This window comes from Serratia sp. GW822-FHT06D09, assembly GCF_058799515.1.
Genome location: NZ_JBXALO010000002.1, coordinates 617,102 through 633,648 on the forward strand (window position 1 = coordinate 617,102; position 16,547 = coordinate 633,648).

Sequence of the window (16,547 nt, forward strand, 5' to 3'; positions counted from 1 at the left end):
TTAATTCCCACTCCAGCCAGATAGTTACCCTAGCATTATGCAATTGAATATACCGACTTGGCTTACTCTGTTTCGCGTAGTTCTGATCCCATTCTTTGTTCTGGCATTTTACCTGCCGTTCACCTGGGCTCCGATGGTTTGCGCCGTCATCTTTGTGTTTGCTGCCATAACCGACTGGTTTGACGGCTTCCTGGCCCGTCGCTGGAAGCAAACGACCCGTTTTGGGGCGTTCCTCGATCCTGTGGCGGACAAAGTGATGGTGGCGGTAGCGCTGGTGCTGGTGGCGGAACACTATCACACCTGGTGGATTACCCTGCCTGCGGCAACCATGATTGCCCGTGAAATTATCATCTCGTCGCTGCGTGAGTGGATGGCGGAGATCGGCAAGCGCAGCAGCGTGGCGGTGTCCTGGATTGGCAAAGTCAAAACCATGGCGCAAATGATGTCGCTGGTCGGGTTGCTGTGGCGTCCCGATCGCACCGTCGAGTATGTGTCTTTTGGTTTGCTATACATCGCGGCGGTGCTGACTTTCTGGTCAATGTTCCAATATTTGAACGCTGCGCGGAAAGATTTGCTGGAACCCTGATCAAAGCGATGCAAAAATCGTCAAACGAACGTAATGAGACAACAATTTTATTGACTCATTACGTCAGGTAAGTAGAATGCATCGCATCAGACGGCAGCGGTGATTTGCCGAAAGATAGCAAAAAAATCAGTAAGTTCTGATTAATGCGGGAATAGCTCAGTTGGTAGAGCACGACCTTGCCAAGGTCGGGGTCGCGAGTTCGAGTCTCGTTTCCCGCTCCAAATTTGATGAAGCTGGTGTTTCACGAGCTTTAGCCTGATAAAGGCAAACAAGAATTTAGGCGCGTTAACAAAGCGGTTATGTAGCGGATTGCAAATCCGTCTAGTCCGGTTCGACTCCGGAACGCGCCTCCAATTTTCCCGAGCCCGGGTGGTGAAATCGGTAGACACAAGGGATTTAAAATCCCTCGGCTTATGGCTGTGCGGGTTCAAGTCCCGCCCCGGGTACCAGGAAAATAAATTCCAGAATAATCAAAGCAATAAGTAGTAATGTCGTGACCGCCGGAAGGCGGTTTTTTTGTGCCCTAAATCACCTTTCAGAACATCTTCAGAAGATGCTTTCAGAAGATAAAATCTGAAAGCAGCATAAATATTCATCCTTTCTGATTACCCACCACCGGCACTATTTTCACTTTGCGATCGTAAATTGCCGTTTGGCTTGCATTTTTGTGGCCAGATATCGCCTGCTTATCTGTCAGTGAACCGTCCAGATCGGAAATGCCTTTCGCTTTCAGGTCGTGATAGGTGAAGTCGAAATCAAGATCGGGATTTGCAGCGATAGCCGCCAGCTTTGCATTGCGCCACTGGGTGTTGAATCCATCGCGGGTATATCTGTTGCCGTTGCGCTGGTGGATCACGTATACGCTGGAAATGCCGTCTTTGATTGGCAACGTGTCGGCTAATGCCACGGCCGCACGAAGTCGGTCTGACCAGGCTTTGATTTGCTTGGCGCCAGTCTTCCCCTGACGGATAAAGATCCCCGGCTCTAAAATCTGTGCACGGTTTAGCACAAGAACATCAGCCTGCCGCGCGCAGCAAAGATATCCCATGCAGCCTGGGGACCGGGGGATCGTCATCCCGGCTGATACCTATCTGGGCGGTGCCAGCGGACAGGGTGGCGGCACCGCCGACCTCACGCCGCCGGCCAATCTCGGCGCGCTGGTGTTTTTGCCGATCAGTCACACGGAATGGGAGAACGTCGACGGGCAAGTGCTCACGTTGTATGGCCCGGAAGGCGTCACGATACGCGACGCCGGCAGCAAGACGACATTCCTGCTAACGCCGGAGAGCATCACGATTGCCACACCTGATCAGTTCAAGGTCACGGTGGGTAGTACCGTGCTGACGCTGACAAATGGCTCATGGTCGCTGACCGGGCAGAGCGGAACCCTGGCGGATGGGCAGGCCAGTACCAGCCCGGCCATTATGCATGAAGGTTGGCTGCAGCTGCTTACCTGGGTGAATTCCCATCAGCACAGTAACGGCAATGATGGGCAAGACACCGGAGGTCCGACAACAAGTTTCGATGGGAGTATCACCGAATGAGATCTTACGGGCAGGATGAATCCGGCAAATGGGTCACGATCACGACCGACGCAAATGGTTTCAACGACGCGATTTATCTCACTACGCTGGTGAAAAATCTCAAGCTTGCACCGCAAGAATCGCCGTTCTTTGCGAGCCATGGCATTCCGGCTAACGGCTCGGTGATCCAGCAGATTATCCCCACATTTTACGTGAACAGGCTACAGCAGCAGTTCAGTGGCTATTTTTCGTCTCTCCAGATTGCACTTACCGAGGTTGATCCTCCGGTTTACGACATTTCGGTTATCGCCAACTCGGGTTCGAAAATAGTGGCGAAGGTGTATGTATGAGTGATTTACCCGTTATTTATGATATTACCGGCCCCGTCGCAAAAACGGCGGAAGAGCTGCGGCAGCAGGTTATAGAAACGGCGACGCGGCTTTCACTAGGGATCACGACCGATTTACCGGGATCATTGATTGAAGACATGGTCAGCACCAGCGTTGGTGCGCTGCTGGTTTGCGACCAGGCGCGGGTTGATTTGATTAACTCATGCAGTCCTTACGGTGCGAACGTTCACCTGCTGAAGCAACAGGGGGCCATCTACGGCGTGCCGCAAGGTGAAGGCACGAACACGTCGGTGTATGTCGTATTTTCAGGGCCGCCCGGTTTTGGCATACCGAAGGGGTTTACCGTAGGGGATGGTACCTATTTGTACACCGTCAGACGGGACACGGTGAACCCCGCCAGCGGTCAGACCGAGCCTGTATACTGCCTGGCTACGACTGGAGGGATATGGGCGGTGCCGGCAGGGACGGTTAACCAGGTGAAAACCTCCGCGCCGGAACCTTACCAGGTGACATGTACCAACCTGACCGCCGGCTTACCGGGAACAGACGAGCAAAGCCTTGCATCGTATCGTATCGCGGGCAGGTGATGCGTTCCGGTATGTTTGGGGTGCAAGGCACGCCGGATTGCTACCGATCATCCCTGCAAAAAGTAGCTGGCGTACAGGAAAACCTGATTTCGTTCCGCCAGGCGACGCTCGGAAAATGGGTTGCCGTCGTCGGTGGCGGGGATCCTTACGAAGTTGCCTATTCGATTTATAAAGCTGTACCGGATATTTCCATTTTAACCAATGATGTATCGAATCCATCGGGTGCAGAAGTGGAAAAGAAAACCATACCGGTAACGGTCTACCCCGACGTCTACCAACTGCCTTTCGTGGTGCCATCGTCGCAAAATGTGGTGGTGCTGATCACCTGGAACTCAGCGTCGACGACCTACATCGATCCGGCCGGTGTTGCAAAAGCGGTGCAGCAGAATATCGCCGATTACGTTAACGCTATCGCCGTTGGCCAGCCGATAAACATTTTCCAGATACAGGACATTTTTCTGAAATCGGTTGAGGGACTCGTTGCCGCGTCGCTGCTGTCCATGATCCAGGTGCAAATCGGGATCAACGGCGCAATTAAACCACCGGTACCGGAGTCAAGCCTGGTTTATGGCGATACCTACGCCTATTTCTCCACCTCGGCGGCACAAATACAGGTGAAGCAATATGCTAGCTCTAATTGAGAAAATCATTCCTGCTTATCCGTATACGCAATATAACGCCGACCCCAACATTGTCGCGTTCTTCACCGCCTATAACGCGTTGGCGCAGGGATATCTTGACTATCTCAATGCGCTTAATTTGCCGTGCTGGACTTCTCCCTCCATCACGGGGGATCTGCTGGATTGGATAGCGCTCGGCATTTACGGGGAAGGGCGGCCATTACTGCAAATATCTGAGGATGCTATTGCGCGTGGTGCTTATAACACCATCGAGTACAACGCAATCCCTTATGCTGGTTTGAAAAATTATGCTCCTGGTTCGGCGTCATACGTTCCCGATGATTATTTCAAACGGATCCTGACCTGGAATTTTTACAAGGATGACGGCTCGCATTTTTGTATTGACTGGCTCAAGCGACGTCTTGCGAGGTTTATCCATGGTGCCGATGGAATTGATCCGCCGTTGCAAAGTACCTTTGATATCAGCGTGACGGTCGATAACGGAGTATTCACACTTACTATTCCAGATTATGGCAATGGCGTAGGTTATTTTTTAAAAGAAGCTATTAACCAGTCAATGGTCAAACTTCCCTTTATTTACACCTATTCTGTAACGGTGGTTGCACAATGATTATTGGATTTGGAAACAACGTCGTGTCGTCTCTGGCAGCTGACATTACGGCGAACCAGAGCACGATACAGGTGATGCCGGGCGCTGGCGCACTCTTCGCAGGTCTGCTCACTTACGACTACGCCAACGACTCAAACCCCCTTAAGGCCTACGCGAAAATTACGCTGACGGATGCTAAAGAAACCGTGTTCGAAGTTTGCCACCTGACCTCTGTCAGCAACGACATGCTGACGGTTGTACGTGGCCAGGAGGGTACTGCAGCCAAAGGCTGGTCCCTGAACGATGTGATCGCCAACTTTGCGACGCGCGGTTCGGAAAATCAGTTCGTGCAGATCGAGCAGCTCCAAAGCGACCATTACACGTCGGCAGTGGCCGGCGGTACAGCGAATGGGTTAACGCTGGCGCTGCCGGCGACATATTTCCTGAATGGTTCGACGGACTGGGTATTAAAAACGCCTATCCTCATTTACCCCACACTGAATAATACAGGTGCTAGCACGCTGCAGTTGACGATGGGTGGCCGTGTGATGGGAACTTACCCGCTTGTGAAGGGTAGTAATACGGCATTACGTACGGGGGATATCGTTGCCAAAAACCCTTTCCTGGTAGTATTTAATGCTGACCAGGGGCGATTCATTGTACTGAACCCAACAACCAATATGGGGCAGTCATGACTGTTAATTCACATGCTCCAGATGTAGCCGGAAACGTAAAGTTGGGTACTGCTGCTGATGCCGACTTAGGCACTGATTCACCTGGGCAAGTGCTGACCGTGGGTAATTATGGATTATCTAATACGCTTAAAGCGCTCACTGGTGTTGACCTAAACACCGTTCAGACGTTCGGGTTTTATGCTATCCAAAATCCGGTAAATGGGCCAGCTGGAGGCGGTGGGGGAACCTTATTCTTAAATGTTGTGACGTGGCAGTCAGGTACCGGAACGGCGGGCTATCGCGTTATTCAAGAGGTAATTGGCTACGGGCAGTCTGGTAGCACAGGCAATAGGGTTTGGCGACGAACTTAGACGGGAAGTGTTTGGAGCGGTTGGCAGGAGTTCTATTCCGAAGCACATAAACCGACACCATTAGAGATAGGGGCCGCAAATTTAAATGGCGACTCAAATGTTGATTTTTACGTTCGTGATAATGGGAATACCACCGCTGCTGTAAACAACGCTCGCCTTAACTTTATGCTGCAGGGATATGCCTTCCGGGGTGGGAATGCATCCCAAGGTTTTGCTGTGGCCGGTGGCACCTCATCAAACAGCGCAGTTGCCTATAACCAGTTCCAGTCAGGTAACAATGGAAACGGGGCATGGACGAAGCTTCCGGGTGGGGGACAGTGGTGCAGACAGAACATCAACTTGAGTGCCAATGCCAATACCACGTGGACATTTCCCGCATCGTTTCCAGGTACCCCAGGCATTTACATTACAACCTTCAATGGGGCATTCCAGTGTTGGTTGAATGGAGCAGGGCCAAATGATTGCGGAATTTATAATAACGGCCCGGCATTAAATGTTAACGTTTTTGCTATCTGGTGATGATATGAAAAAAGAAGAAGTAATCTCTCATGAGTTGGGATTAGACATTGGGCAAGAGGCGTATGAGCTCCGCTATTTTATAATCACCGATGAAAGTAACTATGTGATCGCAATGATTGTTGCTTTCACTCAAGACGATGCGGATAAATGTGTCGAACGGGCATTGGTTGAACTACCACAGGAGGTTTTTGAGTCCATAGGTCAAGATTCACAGTATATTGACTCTAAAGTTGTTCAGGGACCTCCACGCTTAGTGCCACTAACACAAGAGGCAGCGAGAGCGATTCTTTCCTCAAAGATGGCAGAGGCAACCGCTAGAATACAGACACTACAGGATGCAGTTGATTTTGGCGAAGCGACGCACGAGGAAAAAGAAGCAATTATAGAATGGAAAAGGTATCGCATCACATTAAGTAGGGTTGATGTGTTAACTGCACCAAATATTTGTTGGCCAAGTGCTCCATAAAATAAGGATGTTACATGGGCCCCCATTTCAGAGGGCCCATGAGTCTATTTTGCGGTTACTTTGATAGAATCACATGCGGAGTTTCCGTGCTTGTGAATTTCAACGGTAGACTCTGAGCCTAAATATTTCCGAACATCAATGGTTCCAGTGGCGCCGTTTTTAATGTACACGCTACTGACTTTTCCCTGATTGTTGCTGATTTTTATATCAACGCCATCAGCATTATTGCAACTCGTGTTGTAAGAGTGAAAAACTAGCGTGCTAACCCCATTTAATACCCACTTGACCGTGGTAGGTGTGTTTTCTCCAGGGTGAGTATCTATATCACCATTATCGGCGATTGAATACTTACCCCAGATATCACCAATTACGACATCTGCCGAAAGAAATGAATAGTAAATACCTTCCCCATAACGGTCTTTCCATTGAGGGTAGTGTTCGAAGAAAAGTGAGAAAAAGTTATTAATCTCTTTGTTTGTATAAGGGCGTGTCCGTTCGTAAATATATGCGGTTACTTCACCTGAAAGTTTATATCCAGCGCCAATCCTCTTGAAAGCAGAACCAATCCCTTCACCTGAAATGATTTCTTTTGCCGGTATGGTTATCACTCTTTGCCCATCTGGTGATAGGTGAGTTTGTACTGGGTCCGCCACAACGAAATACCGAGACATCAATGATGACATATTTATCCCATCCCTTAAATCGACTTGAGATGTATACGCAATTTTTCCACTCAAATGGCGATTGGATATAGTATTTATCATGTCATCATTAAGTATAGAGCTTGAGCTGAGTATTGTGACTTTTTCATTGCCGTTAGTCAGGGTTTCAATCTCACGAGTCAAATTGATGTAGTTATCAAAATTATCAACATGAATAGGAAGTGATTTTGTAGGGAGAATTTTGTCGAGTGTTTGTAGTTGACTAACGCTAAATAATGAAACGTAATTAATATATATGCTGGTCAAGATAATAATGAAGGCGATAGAGATTTGATAAATTTTTTGTTTTGAGATCTGTAGTATAACCTTAAAACCAAATGCTGAAATTATTAGTGCCCAGAGGGCGAAGGGGAGGCAGTGTTGTATACCAGGGCTTTGCGTTCGGGTAAACAGGAAAAAGCTAAAAATTAAATTGAAAGCGCAAAAAATAACAAGTAGTTTATCTTTTGTTTTTTCTCCGTAGAGTGACCACAAAAGGCTGATTGCAACTAAAGGTAATATATACAATCCAATGTTATGGTATAAGTTGCTTAATGAATGGTCAAAAGAAGCTTGGTAAGCTGAATATAGGAGTGAGTAGTCAGTCTGAATTATTCTTTTTAGTAGTGCTCCTTGAAATATAAGCGCAAGTAGTATGGAGAAAATTCCCGCAATGAAGAAATTTACGACAATTTTTATTATTCCTTTAAGGTTGTGCTTACCATTATTGTAAATGAAATAATTAAGGACTGGTAAGGACATATATAGTGATACCACTGTATATGCATACCATCTTCTTAATAAGAATGGAGACCATAGCAGAAATCCAGTAACAAGTGCTTTTTTAAGCTCTCTTTGATTGCTGAGATCATTATTTGATACGTATAATATAGCGGCGATAATGGGGATTAACCCTGAAATATCTGGATATCCTTTCAGTGTTGGAGACCAGAATGCCACAAAAGTTATAGGTAGAATAAAGGTGATTGATAACCAAGCAAACGATCTGTCTTTAGAAAAACTTTTGCATAACAAGTGAAAAAGAATCACTGTCGGGAAAAGATACGTTACTGACAATGAAGTAATGTAAGACAACCTTGATGGCACATCAAGAATATAGAACCAAGAAGTTAGTGCTACGGGAAGTGAATTGTAGTCATCATGTCTGACTGAATGAAATACTGTACGAATGGAGTTTATGGGGTCATGTGGAAAACTCATGCAGAAATCTTCCCACATCCTCCAATATCCATTGTAGTCCCAATAGTAAATGTTTTGCTCAGAAGATATAAATGCAGCTGTCTGGAAAATTATCACCAGTAAAGCAAGTACCCATAGAATGGATGGATAAAACTTATTTAATTTCATTTTTATCACCCACATTATCTTCGATAAAGAATTTTGGTCTATTTTTACTTTCCATATAAATTTTCCCTACGTACTCACCAATGATGCCTAAAGAAAGCATCTGGACACCACCAAGAAAGAAAATGGCAATCATGACGGATGTCCATCCGGCAACGGTAGTTCCCTGAATTTTCTCAATGACCGCATAGATCGCTGCTATTGAAGATAGTAAACATGTAACAATCCCTGCCACGGCGATCATGCGTAATGGGGTAATTGTCAGGGATGTTATTCCTTCTAGCGCCAGAGAAATCATTTTTTTTAAAGGGTACTTTGAGTCGCCTGCTACTCTCTCGTCCCTGCTATAATAAACATTGGAAGACTTGTAGCCAAGTAGGGGGATCAGGCCTCTTAAATATACATTTTGCTCTTTAAATTTATTTAAGGCATCAAGTGCAGTGCGGCTTAAAAGTCTGAAGTCGGCATGATTAGGAACTTGGTTAACACCTAATTTAGCCATTAATGAATAAAATTTATTTGCCGTCATTCTTTTAAATGCTGAGTCACTATCTCTGTTGTTTCGCACTCCATATACAATTTCAAAACCTTCATTATATTTGTCAACCATCGCTTCTATACAGCCAATATCATCTTGCAAATCTGCATCAATACTTACAGTGACGTCTGTATCCGTATTTGATAAACCAGCCATTAGAGCTATCTGGTGCCCACGGTTTCTTGATAGTTTCAGACCGTGAACTAAATGGTTTTCTAGTGAAGCAGACTTAATTTGCTCCCAAGTATCGTCTTTACTTCCATCGTCTACAAAAAGAATATAACTATTATCGCTGATCTTTCCTTTAGAAATGAGTGAAGATAACACTGTAGTGAGTCCATCCAGGCAGTATGGAAATGCGTCCTGTTCATTGTAACACGGCACGACAATTGCTAGTGATGGGGTTTTGGATATCATAATGTCCATATTAATCTCGTTCATTTCATTGACCAAAATTTATTCAAAATAAAGCCGGTTGATGTGTAAAAAAACATACCTATAACTTGTGCCGTATAGACTTTCTCCGGCATAATTATGAAGAATGTCTTCATTGCCATTATGTTTAATATGTAACAAATAGCGCATACTGATATAAATTTAATAAACCTCATTGAACTCAATGAAGTTGAGAAAGTGAACTTTGCATTCATAACGAAACTGAAAATAATACCTGCGATGTAACCAGATGCATTGGAAGGGTATACCCCAACACCGACCTGCATCAGTCCAAAGATCACTATGGCTGTTAACGCTGTGTTCGCCAAGCCCACACAAGCATACTTAACAACTTGTAACTTAGTCTCATTTAACACTAACGACCTCATTCAACTTATTGATATTTAATGGTTTTATTGTGATCGATTTATGCGCTTTGGGTAAAGCATCAATATCCATAGGAAATATCCTTAAATTTTAGGGCGATAGCATACCATTTGACGAAACATCAAAAAAGACCATCAAACCAATAGTGTCTTTTTCTACCCTTTATTGACGTAATGTTAGGGGTGGCCCATTTTTGATCTCGATGTGAAAAGTTGACGTTACTCAGGCATCAATCCACTATTAAGAAGGTATATCCTTTGGACCACGACAAGGTGGCAATATGGAGCCGAGTGAGGAAAGAGCTGTGTTTATCGCTAACGAGATTGGAGCCGCGGTGATCGATCTGAGCGCTAATGACGTGGCTGTGAACCGCCCTAATATTACTGATTATTTACAGATGAAGCGGAAAAACGTTGGCAACGCGCTTTAGAAAGGTGCGTTGTGAGATGCGGCAGCCCTTGCTCGGGAGATGTAGTGGGAGGTCAGAGCCCTGTCGCCAAAGTGGAAACTCGGTCTCTCGGGGCTCATATGCATGGTATCGTTCAGAAGATGGGTTTCAATCATGCGATATTACATAAATTCGCAGTGTATGATTATTAATCCACGTGCTAATTTTATACGTAAATTATTGTTTTTAATAAAATAAATCATGAATTTAAAATCCCTCGGCTTATGGCTGTGCGGGTTCAAGTCCCGCCCCGGGTACCAGGAAAATAAATTCCAGAATAATCAAAGCAATAAGTAGTAATGTCGTGACCGCCGGAAGGCGGTTTTTTTGTGCCTGAAATTCCATTTCGTCATATCACATCATAATATTCTTCTGCTATCACTGTTATCTTGTTGTCGGGCAAGGACCATTTTTCAAGACGCTTGGTAAGAAGTGATCTATAACCAGAGAGTGCAATAGATAAGGAGTGTGGGATGAAAGGGGGATTATTTTTATTGGCGATTGTCATGCTATCTGGCTGTTCAGGGTCTTTTGGATCGATTCTGGGCGTGATCCCGCAAAGCTCCGATGTTTGCCCACAAGGGAAAAATGCGATTACCGGCGAATGCCGTTAGCTCGCATTATCGGCTTTTTGTCGGCCTAAACCCTGCGGCCAGCCTGAAACTATGGCTGGCAAGCTAATCAAGCCATATCCGGCTGTTTGATCGCTGTGCCGATCGCCGGATACTGCCTGTTACGGGCGTTAGAACCTAGCCTCCACTTCCCAGTAGCGGAAGCCTATCCGCACTGCAGTTTGCCACCCACATCACGGCCACGACGACGGCGATGGAAATGATCGCGCACAGATCCGATTTGCGCATGTTTCTCCTTAGCGAGCGTTGATCCCAATAACCTCAATTGCTGCTCTGTGCAGTTTCTGACAGTACTCGTCGGGTTGTCTTTCGATTTCAGCGATGAGATAGGCGAGAATGTTTTGCTTGCTGATGGGTTTGTTCGCGGAAAGCACCTGAATAACGCCTTTGCCGAGCAGGCTGTATATTTGTTCACGGTATGTCTCAATATCTCTATCGTGGAGACCGTAAAGGGAGTAATCGATCATAGAATTTTACCGCTGGTGAAATTTAAAGTGCCAGCCGAAGCTGGCAGAGAAGCCATTAAAAAAATAAAGTCGTGCAAATTTCACTTAGGGTGATATCTAAGTGGAATGTTAACGATAACGTAGTAAGAATATTCCCATCAATAGGCAGTTGTAACCCAAACCGCTAATTAGGAAAAACCTCAGGCCAGCGCCGCAGCGGTGATATTTACCGTTGAAGGCCCGGCAAACGGCGCTGTGGCAGAGACTCAATCTTCTGTCTGTGACCCCAGGCTTTCGGGCAATAACTGCGCCAGCAGCAGGTCGAGAGTCAGCATCAGTCCATAGCGTGCCGTACTGCCGCCGCTGAGCGGCAACACCTTATCCGCCAGCCCGGCCAGCGTAGTGCCCGCAGGGGTTAGGGCGATGCGATAAGCACCGGTCGCGCCGGCCAGTTTGGCCGCGTTCAGCAAATCGCTGTTTTCCCCACTCATAGACAGCAGGATCACGCACTGTTGCGTGCTGAGCGTGGAGGCCGTCATGCGCATCAGCGCCGCGTCCTGGCAGATAAATGCAGGGTAACCCAGGCCCACCAGGCGCTGTTGCAGCTCATTGGCATAAAGCGCCATGCTGTTTACGCCGAAAATATGCACGCTCTTAGATTGGCTCAGCTGTTGGCAAGCATCGATCAGCGCTGCATGTTCTACTTGCTGCAGCTGTTGATGCAAGGTGGTTTCCACGTCGTTGACGCGCTGTAGCCACAGCCGCGGTGGGCCATTAGGCGTGGCTTGGGCGGTCAAATAGCGTGAGCCGCTCACGCTGGCCTGAGCCAGTTTCATGCGCAGATCGCGAATATCGTCGCAGCCAATGGTTTTGGCAAATCGGGTAATGGTGGCCGGGCTGACCCCCGCTTGGCTGGCCAGCAATTCGATGGTGGCGGAGGAGGCGAAGGCAATATCGTCCAAAATGGTCTGTGCGACTTTGGCCTCCTGCTGACTGAACTGATTTTGTCGTGCGCGGATCTGATAGACGATGTCGCCAATATCTTCACAACCGATGGATTTAGCAAAACGGCTGAGGGTGGTGGAGCTGACGCCAGGCAGTTTGCCGATGCCGGCCGCGGAGGCAAAGGCGATATCCATGCCGCCGAGCACGGGTTGGGCTACCTCAGTAGGAGGAGGTGTTGCCGTCGACGGGGAGCGCATTAGCGCGATAAAGTCGTTAAGATCCTGACAGCCAAGGGATTGGGCAAAATGAGCGACGATCTCAGTGCTGACACCTGCTCGCTCTGCCAATTGCTCAATGGTTGCTGTTGATGTAAACCCCGGGTTGTCCAGTATGGCTCGGGCAACTTTTGCTTCCTGGCGGCTGAACGGATCCTGGCGAAACTGAATGTGGTAAACGAGATCCATGACTGCAGTGTCCCTTCTGTAATGCCAACCGGCGATCTGGGCTTCAAATTAGCCTGTTTTTCACACGGCATAAAGCGATAACCAGAAGAATAAGCTAATGAAAATAATTTTCAATCAGGACAGATTTGAAACGAGATGCTCTTCGCATTGTTTATCGGTCAGTGATTTATCACTTTGTTTTTAAACGTTAAAGACAGGTTTTAAATTTTGTGGTTATGAAAAATCAGATCGCCGATCACAGTGTTGAAAAAAATTTTCACGACGAAAAATCTCTAATACATTGTTTTTAAAGGATTAGCCAAAAGTCATAATCAAATCGTATGGAATCAAGGTATTTACAAGCGTGTTACGGAACTGTTTTATATTTGCATCGCCAAGTGGCTAACAACCGGGATACTGAAAATGCAAACCATCGTCTTATGCTGCGCAGCAGGCATGTCGACCAGCATGCTGGTACAAAAAATGAAAGCTGAGGCGCAAAAACGGGCGCTGGATATCGTGATTGAAGCCGTGCCGGTGGCGGATTTCGAGCGCATCGTCGAGCGTGCGGACATTGTACTGCTGGGGCCGCAGGTGAAATATGAACACGCACGTCTTTGCGAACTTGCTGCGCCCTTGGGTAAAACTGTCGCGGTGATCGACATGATGGATTACGGCACTATGCGTGGAGACAAGGTGCTGGATAAGGCGCTGGGCTTGTTAGCCTGATAACACTCTGAGGGACTTGGCCCCTTTTATCCTTTATTTATTCATCGACCGCGGGTTATTTCATGACTCTCGGCGGGATCGCTGCGCCTGAAATAAGGCCGGGGAGGTGATGGTGGATTTGGAAACTAGCGTTATGGAGTTGCTGGTTCATGCCGGCAGCGCTCGCAGTTCGCTGCTTTCGGCGCTGCAGCTGGCACGTTGCGGTCAGTTCGCAGCCGCAGAGATTAAGTTGGAAGAGGCGAAGGCCGGCATCGGGAGGGCGCACGGCATGCAGACGGAGCTGATTGGCATGGATGAGGGGGTTGGGAAAATACCGGTCAGTCTGATTCTGGTGCATGCGCAGGATCATTTGATGAATGCCATGCTGATTCAAGATCTGGCCACCGACATGATCGAGCTTTATCGCCGTTTACCGCAGGGGCAAAGCAATGACTAAGATAACCGTAATTGGCGGGGGCAGCAGCTACACGCCGGAGTTGGTCGAGGGGCTGATCGCCCACTATCAGGACGTCCCGTTAACCGAACTGGCGTTGGTAGATGTAGAGTCCGGCCGCGAGAAAGTGGGCATCATTGCCGAACTGACCAAAAGAATGCTCAAGAGAAACGGGCTGGAGCAGGTGGTGGTGTCGGTACATTTCGAGCTGGAACCGGCCATTCGCGGTGCCAGCTTTGTACTGACTCAACTGCGGGTCGGGCAACTGGCAGCCCGTGCTGCCGATGAACGCCTGGGTTTGAAATACCAGCGTCTGGGGCAAGAGACCACCGGTGTCGGCGGCTTCGCCAAGGCATTGCGCACCATTCCTGTCATGCTGGAAGTGGCGCGTACCGTAGAAGCGGTAGCGCCGGACGCCTGGATCATCAATTTTACCAATCCGGCCGGTATTGTCACCGAAGCGGTCTCCCGTTACAGCAAGGCGAAGATTATCGGCTTGTGCAACGTACCGATCACCATGCACCACATGATCGCCGACATGCTGAAGGCACCTCATGATCAGGTCGATCTCCGTTTTGCTGGACTGAACCATATGGTGTGGGTACATCAGGTAACGCAAAGCGGCAGGGATGTGACCGCCCAGGTGTTGGAGATGCTGAGCAATGGCGAAACGCTGTCGATGAACAACATCAAGGATCTGCCTTGGCCGCCGGCGTTTTTGCAGGCGCTGGGTGCGATCCCTTGCCCATATCATCGCTATTTCTACCAAACCGCCGGCATGCTGGAAGAAGAGCTTGAAGCCGCTGCGGCCCAGGGAACCCGTGCTGAACAGGTGATGAAGGTAGAGGCAGAGCTATTTGCACTGTACGCCGACCCAACGCTGGATAAAAAACCCGAGCAGTTGAGCTTCCGTGGCGGTGCTTTCTATTCAGAAGTGGCGGTCGAGCTGATCCGTGCCATTCACAATAACAGCGGCAAGGTGCTGGTGGTGAACACCCGCAATAATGGTGCGATTCAGGGCCTGCCGGATGACGCAGTGATTGAAACCAACTGCGTGATCGACGCACAGGGCGCTCACCCGCTGAGCTTCGGGCCGCTGCCGCTGGCCATGAACGGGCTGACTCAGCAGGTGAAAGATTTCGAGCGTTTGACCATTGAGGCCGCGGTGCATGGCGATCGTCACAGTGCGCTGTTGGCGCTGGTGGTGAATCCGCTGATTGGCGGCGTCGGTATCGCAGAACCTTTGCTGGATGAGGTGCTGAACCTGAACCAAGCCTATTTGCCGCAGTTCAACTAAGTCGATATTCCATAATAATAATCACGATGCCGGCTTGGCCGGGCAGGGGGAATGATGGCGGGTTTAAATAGCATTCTGGAACGTTACGTATTGCCGGCGGCGTTAAAAATCGCCGGGCAAAAACACATTTTATCGGTACGCGACGGCATAATTCTCAATATGCCGTTTATGTTGATCGGGTCATTTTTCCTGATCTTCGCCTACTTGCCGATCCCGAGCTATGCCAACCTGATGGGGGAGGTATTCGGTGCGGCCTGGCGCGACAAGCTGTTGTATCCGGTCAAAGCGACCTACGACATCATGGCGATTATCTCCAGCTTTGGCATTGCCTACCGGCTGGCGGAAAAATACCGTGGTATGGACCCGCTCAGTACCGGTGCGGTTTCGTTAGTGGCGTTCATCATGACCATTCCTCAACACACCCTTTTTGCCCCGGTGAAAGGTGCCGCGGAGCAGATTGTCAAAGGCGTGCTGCCGATGAACTTTATCGGCAGCCAGGGATTGTTCGTGGCAATTGTGGTGGCGCTGTTGTCGACGGAAATCTACCGGTTCGTGCATAACCGCAATCTGGTGATCAATATGCCTGAAGGGGTGCCGCCAGCGGTGGCGAAATCCTTCCTGGCGTTGATTCCGGGGTTCTGCGTGTTGGCGGTGATCCTCGTGCTGCGCCTTATCGTCGAAGCCACGCCGTTTGGCGATATCAACACCATGATCGCTACGCTGATCGGTATCCCGATGCATCACGTAGGCGGAACGCTGCCGGGAATGATTTTCTCAGTGATCCTGATTGGCCTGTTGTGGACGTTGGGGCTGCACGGTGATGCCATCGTATTGGTGTTCATTCAGCCGGTGTGGTTGGCGAATATGTCGGAAAACCTGGTGGCGTTTCAGAACAACCAGCCTATTCCACACATTATTACCCAGCAATTTTACGATTTATGGATAGCGCCCGGCGGAACCGGTGCCCTGTTGGGGTTGGTGATCTTCATGCTGGTGCGCAGCCGTAGCGCGCAGATGAAGCAGTTGGGGAAAATCGCCGCGCCGGGTTGCCTGTTTAATATCAGTGAGCCCATGGTGTTTGGCATCCCGTTGGTGATGAACCCGTACTTCTTCCTGCCGTTTATCCTGACACCAGTGGTGCTGGTGATCGTGACCTACAGTGCGATGGCAACCGGTTTGGTGACGCCGCCGGTTGGTATAGCCTTACCGTTTACCACGCCGATTTTCATTAGCGGCTATCTGGCAACCGGAGGCCATATTTCGGGAACGGTGATCCAGGTGGTCAATCTGCTGATTTCAATGGCAATTTACTACCCGTTCTTCCGTGCCTGGGATAAGCAGAAGTACCGCGAAGAAAATCAGGCCGCGGCATCGGCACCCAGCGCTGCGGTTGGTGAACAATCCCTGACGCCATAGCGGGATAAACCATCTTCCTGCGGCAG

At 48.7% G+C, this 16,547-nt stretch carries 15 protein-coding genes, 3 tRNA genes and 3 pseudogenes; 15 read left to right on the forward strand and 6 right to left on the reverse strand.

What is annotated here, in order from left to right:
* Positions 1-37 precede the first annotated feature (37 nt).
* The 4 genes from pgsA to AC1RKG_RS06630 all read left to right on the forward strand — a co-directional run bounded on the left by pgsA (position 38) and on the right by AC1RKG_RS06630 (position 1,035).
* Entirely contained in the window at positions 38-586 is a 549-nt protein-coding gene (gene pgsA / locus AC1RKG_RS06615) for a CDP-diacylglycerol--glycerol-3-phosphate 3-phosphatidyltransferase (protein WP_020826238.1), read from the forward strand.
* Positions 587-731: 145 nt separating this feature from the next.
* Positions 732-807: transfer RNA gene (locus AC1RKG_RS06620), tRNA-Gly, on the forward strand.
* A gap of 58 nt (positions 808-865) precedes the next feature.
* Positions 866-939 (forward strand) — tRNA-Cys (locus tag AC1RKG_RS06625).
* Positions 940-949: 10 nt separating this feature from the next.
* A tRNA-Leu gene (locus AC1RKG_RS06630) sits at positions 950-1,035 on the forward strand.
* Positions 1,036-1,178: 143 nt separating this feature from the next.
* Here AC1RKG_RS06630 and AC1RKG_RS06635 read toward each other — a convergent pair.
* A pseudogene (locus AC1RKG_RS06635) lies at positions 1,179-1,634 on the reverse strand (site-specific integrase); the annotation flags it as partial.
* Here AC1RKG_RS06635 and AC1RKG_RS06640 point away from each other — a divergent pair.
* The 7 genes and pseudogenes from AC1RKG_RS06640 to AC1RKG_RS06670 form a co-directional block, all read left to right on the forward strand.
* Positions 1,624-2,130, forward strand: a pseudogene (locus AC1RKG_RS06640) (hypothetical protein); the annotation flags it as partial. The pseudogenes AC1RKG_RS06635 and AC1RKG_RS06640 overlap by 11 nt on opposite strands.
* Positions 2,127-2,459, forward strand: a complete 333-nt coding sequence (locus AC1RKG_RS06645) for a hypothetical protein (protein WP_493182417.1) — start codon at positions 2,127-2,129, stop codon at positions 2,457-2,459. The pseudogene AC1RKG_RS06640 and the gene AC1RKG_RS06645, both read left to right, overlap by 4 nt.
* Positions 2,456-3,046: a baseplate J/gp47 family protein gene (locus AC1RKG_RS06650; RefSeq protein WP_493182419.1), complete on the forward strand. Its 591-nt coding sequence runs from the start codon at positions 2,456-2,458 to the stop codon at positions 3,044-3,046. The genes AC1RKG_RS06645 and AC1RKG_RS06650 overlap by 4 nt, the downstream gene beginning before the upstream one ends.
* A complete protein-coding gene (locus AC1RKG_RS06655; protein WP_493182422.1) occupies positions 3,046-3,687 on the forward strand; it encodes a hypothetical protein in 642 nt (213 codons plus the stop codon). The genes AC1RKG_RS06650 and AC1RKG_RS06655 overlap by 1 nt, the downstream gene beginning before the upstream one ends.
* Positions 3,671-4,297: a hypothetical protein gene (locus tag AC1RKG_RS06660; protein WP_493182423.1), complete on the forward strand. Its 627-nt coding sequence runs from the start codon at positions 3,671-3,673 to the stop codon at positions 4,295-4,297. Before AC1RKG_RS06655 ends, AC1RKG_RS06660 begins: the two co-directional genes overlap by 17 nt.
* A pseudogene (locus tag AC1RKG_RS06665) lies at positions 4,294-4,947 on the forward strand (phage tail protein); the annotation flags it as partial. The gene AC1RKG_RS06660 and the pseudogene AC1RKG_RS06665, both read left to right, overlap by 4 nt.
* Positions 4,948-5,844: 897 nt before the next feature.
* A complete protein-coding gene (locus AC1RKG_RS06670; RefSeq protein WP_493182424.1) occupies positions 5,845-6,306 on the forward strand; it encodes a tail fiber assembly protein in 462 nt (153 codons plus the stop codon).
* Positions 6,307-6,350: 44 nt separating this feature from the next.
* Here AC1RKG_RS06670 and AC1RKG_RS06675 read toward each other — a convergent pair whose 3' ends face one another.
* The 5 genes from AC1RKG_RS06675 to AC1RKG_RS06695 form a co-directional block, all read right to left on the reverse strand.
* On the reverse strand, positions 6,351-8,375 hold the full coding sequence (locus AC1RKG_RS06675; RefSeq protein WP_493182426.1) for a hypothetical protein: 2,025 nt from the start codon (positions 8,373-8,375) through the stop codon (positions 6,351-6,353).
* Positions 8,362-9,351, reverse strand: coding sequence for a glycosyltransferase family 2 protein (locus AC1RKG_RS06680; protein WP_493182428.1), 990 nt, complete (start codon positions 9,349-9,351; stop codon positions 8,362-8,364). The genes AC1RKG_RS06675 and AC1RKG_RS06680 overlap by 14 nt, the downstream gene beginning before the upstream one ends.
* Positions 9,348-9,734, reverse strand: coding sequence for a GtrA family protein (locus tag AC1RKG_RS06685; protein ID WP_493182430.1), 387 nt, complete (start codon positions 9,732-9,734; stop codon positions 9,348-9,350). Before AC1RKG_RS06685 ends, AC1RKG_RS06680 begins: the two co-directional genes overlap by 4 nt.
* Before the next feature lie 1,314 nt (positions 9,735-11,048).
* Positions 11,049-11,279 (reverse strand): biofilm development regulator YmgB/AriR family protein, encoded by a 231-nt coding sequence (locus tag AC1RKG_RS06690; RefSeq protein ID WP_020826240.1) that lies wholly within the window; start codon positions 11,277-11,279, stop codon positions 11,049-11,051.
* 245 nt (positions 11,280-11,524) lie between these two features.
* A complete protein-coding gene (locus AC1RKG_RS06695) occupies positions 11,525-12,667 on the reverse strand; it encodes a MurR/RpiR family transcriptional regulator (protein WP_198639803.1) in 1,143 nt (380 codons plus the stop codon).
* A 402-nt stretch (positions 12,668-13,069) separates the two neighbouring features.
* On the opposite strand from AC1RKG_RS06695, the gene AC1RKG_RS06700 reads away from it, so the two are divergent.
* The 4 genes from AC1RKG_RS06700 to celB all read left to right on the forward strand — a co-directional run bounded on the left by AC1RKG_RS06700 (position 13,070) and on the right by celB (position 16,521).
* Positions 13,070-13,375 carry a PTS sugar transporter subunit IIB gene (locus AC1RKG_RS06700; protein WP_122078544.1) on the forward strand — a complete coding sequence of 102 codons (306 nt, stop codon included), beginning with the start codon at positions 13,070-13,072 and terminating at the stop codon, positions 13,373-13,375.
* Positions 13,376-13,484: 109 nt separating this feature from the next.
* Positions 13,485-13,811: a PTS lactose/cellobiose transporter subunit IIA gene (locus AC1RKG_RS06705; protein ID WP_493182432.1), complete on the forward strand. Its 327-nt coding sequence runs from the start codon at positions 13,485-13,487 to the stop codon at positions 13,809-13,811.
* Positions 13,804-15,105: a 6-phospho-beta-glucosidase gene (locus AC1RKG_RS06710; protein WP_130015522.1), complete on the forward strand. Its 1,302-nt coding sequence runs from the start codon at positions 13,804-13,806 to the stop codon at positions 15,103-15,105. The genes AC1RKG_RS06705 and AC1RKG_RS06710 overlap by 8 nt, the downstream gene beginning before the upstream one ends.
* Positions 15,106-15,159: 54 nt before the next feature.
* Positions 15,160-16,521 (forward strand): PTS cellobiose transporter subunit IIC, encoded by a 1,362-nt coding sequence (gene celB / locus AC1RKG_RS06715; protein ID WP_493182433.1) that lies wholly within the window; start codon positions 15,160-15,162, stop codon positions 16,519-16,521.
* Positions 16,522-16,547 lie beyond the last annotated feature (26 nt).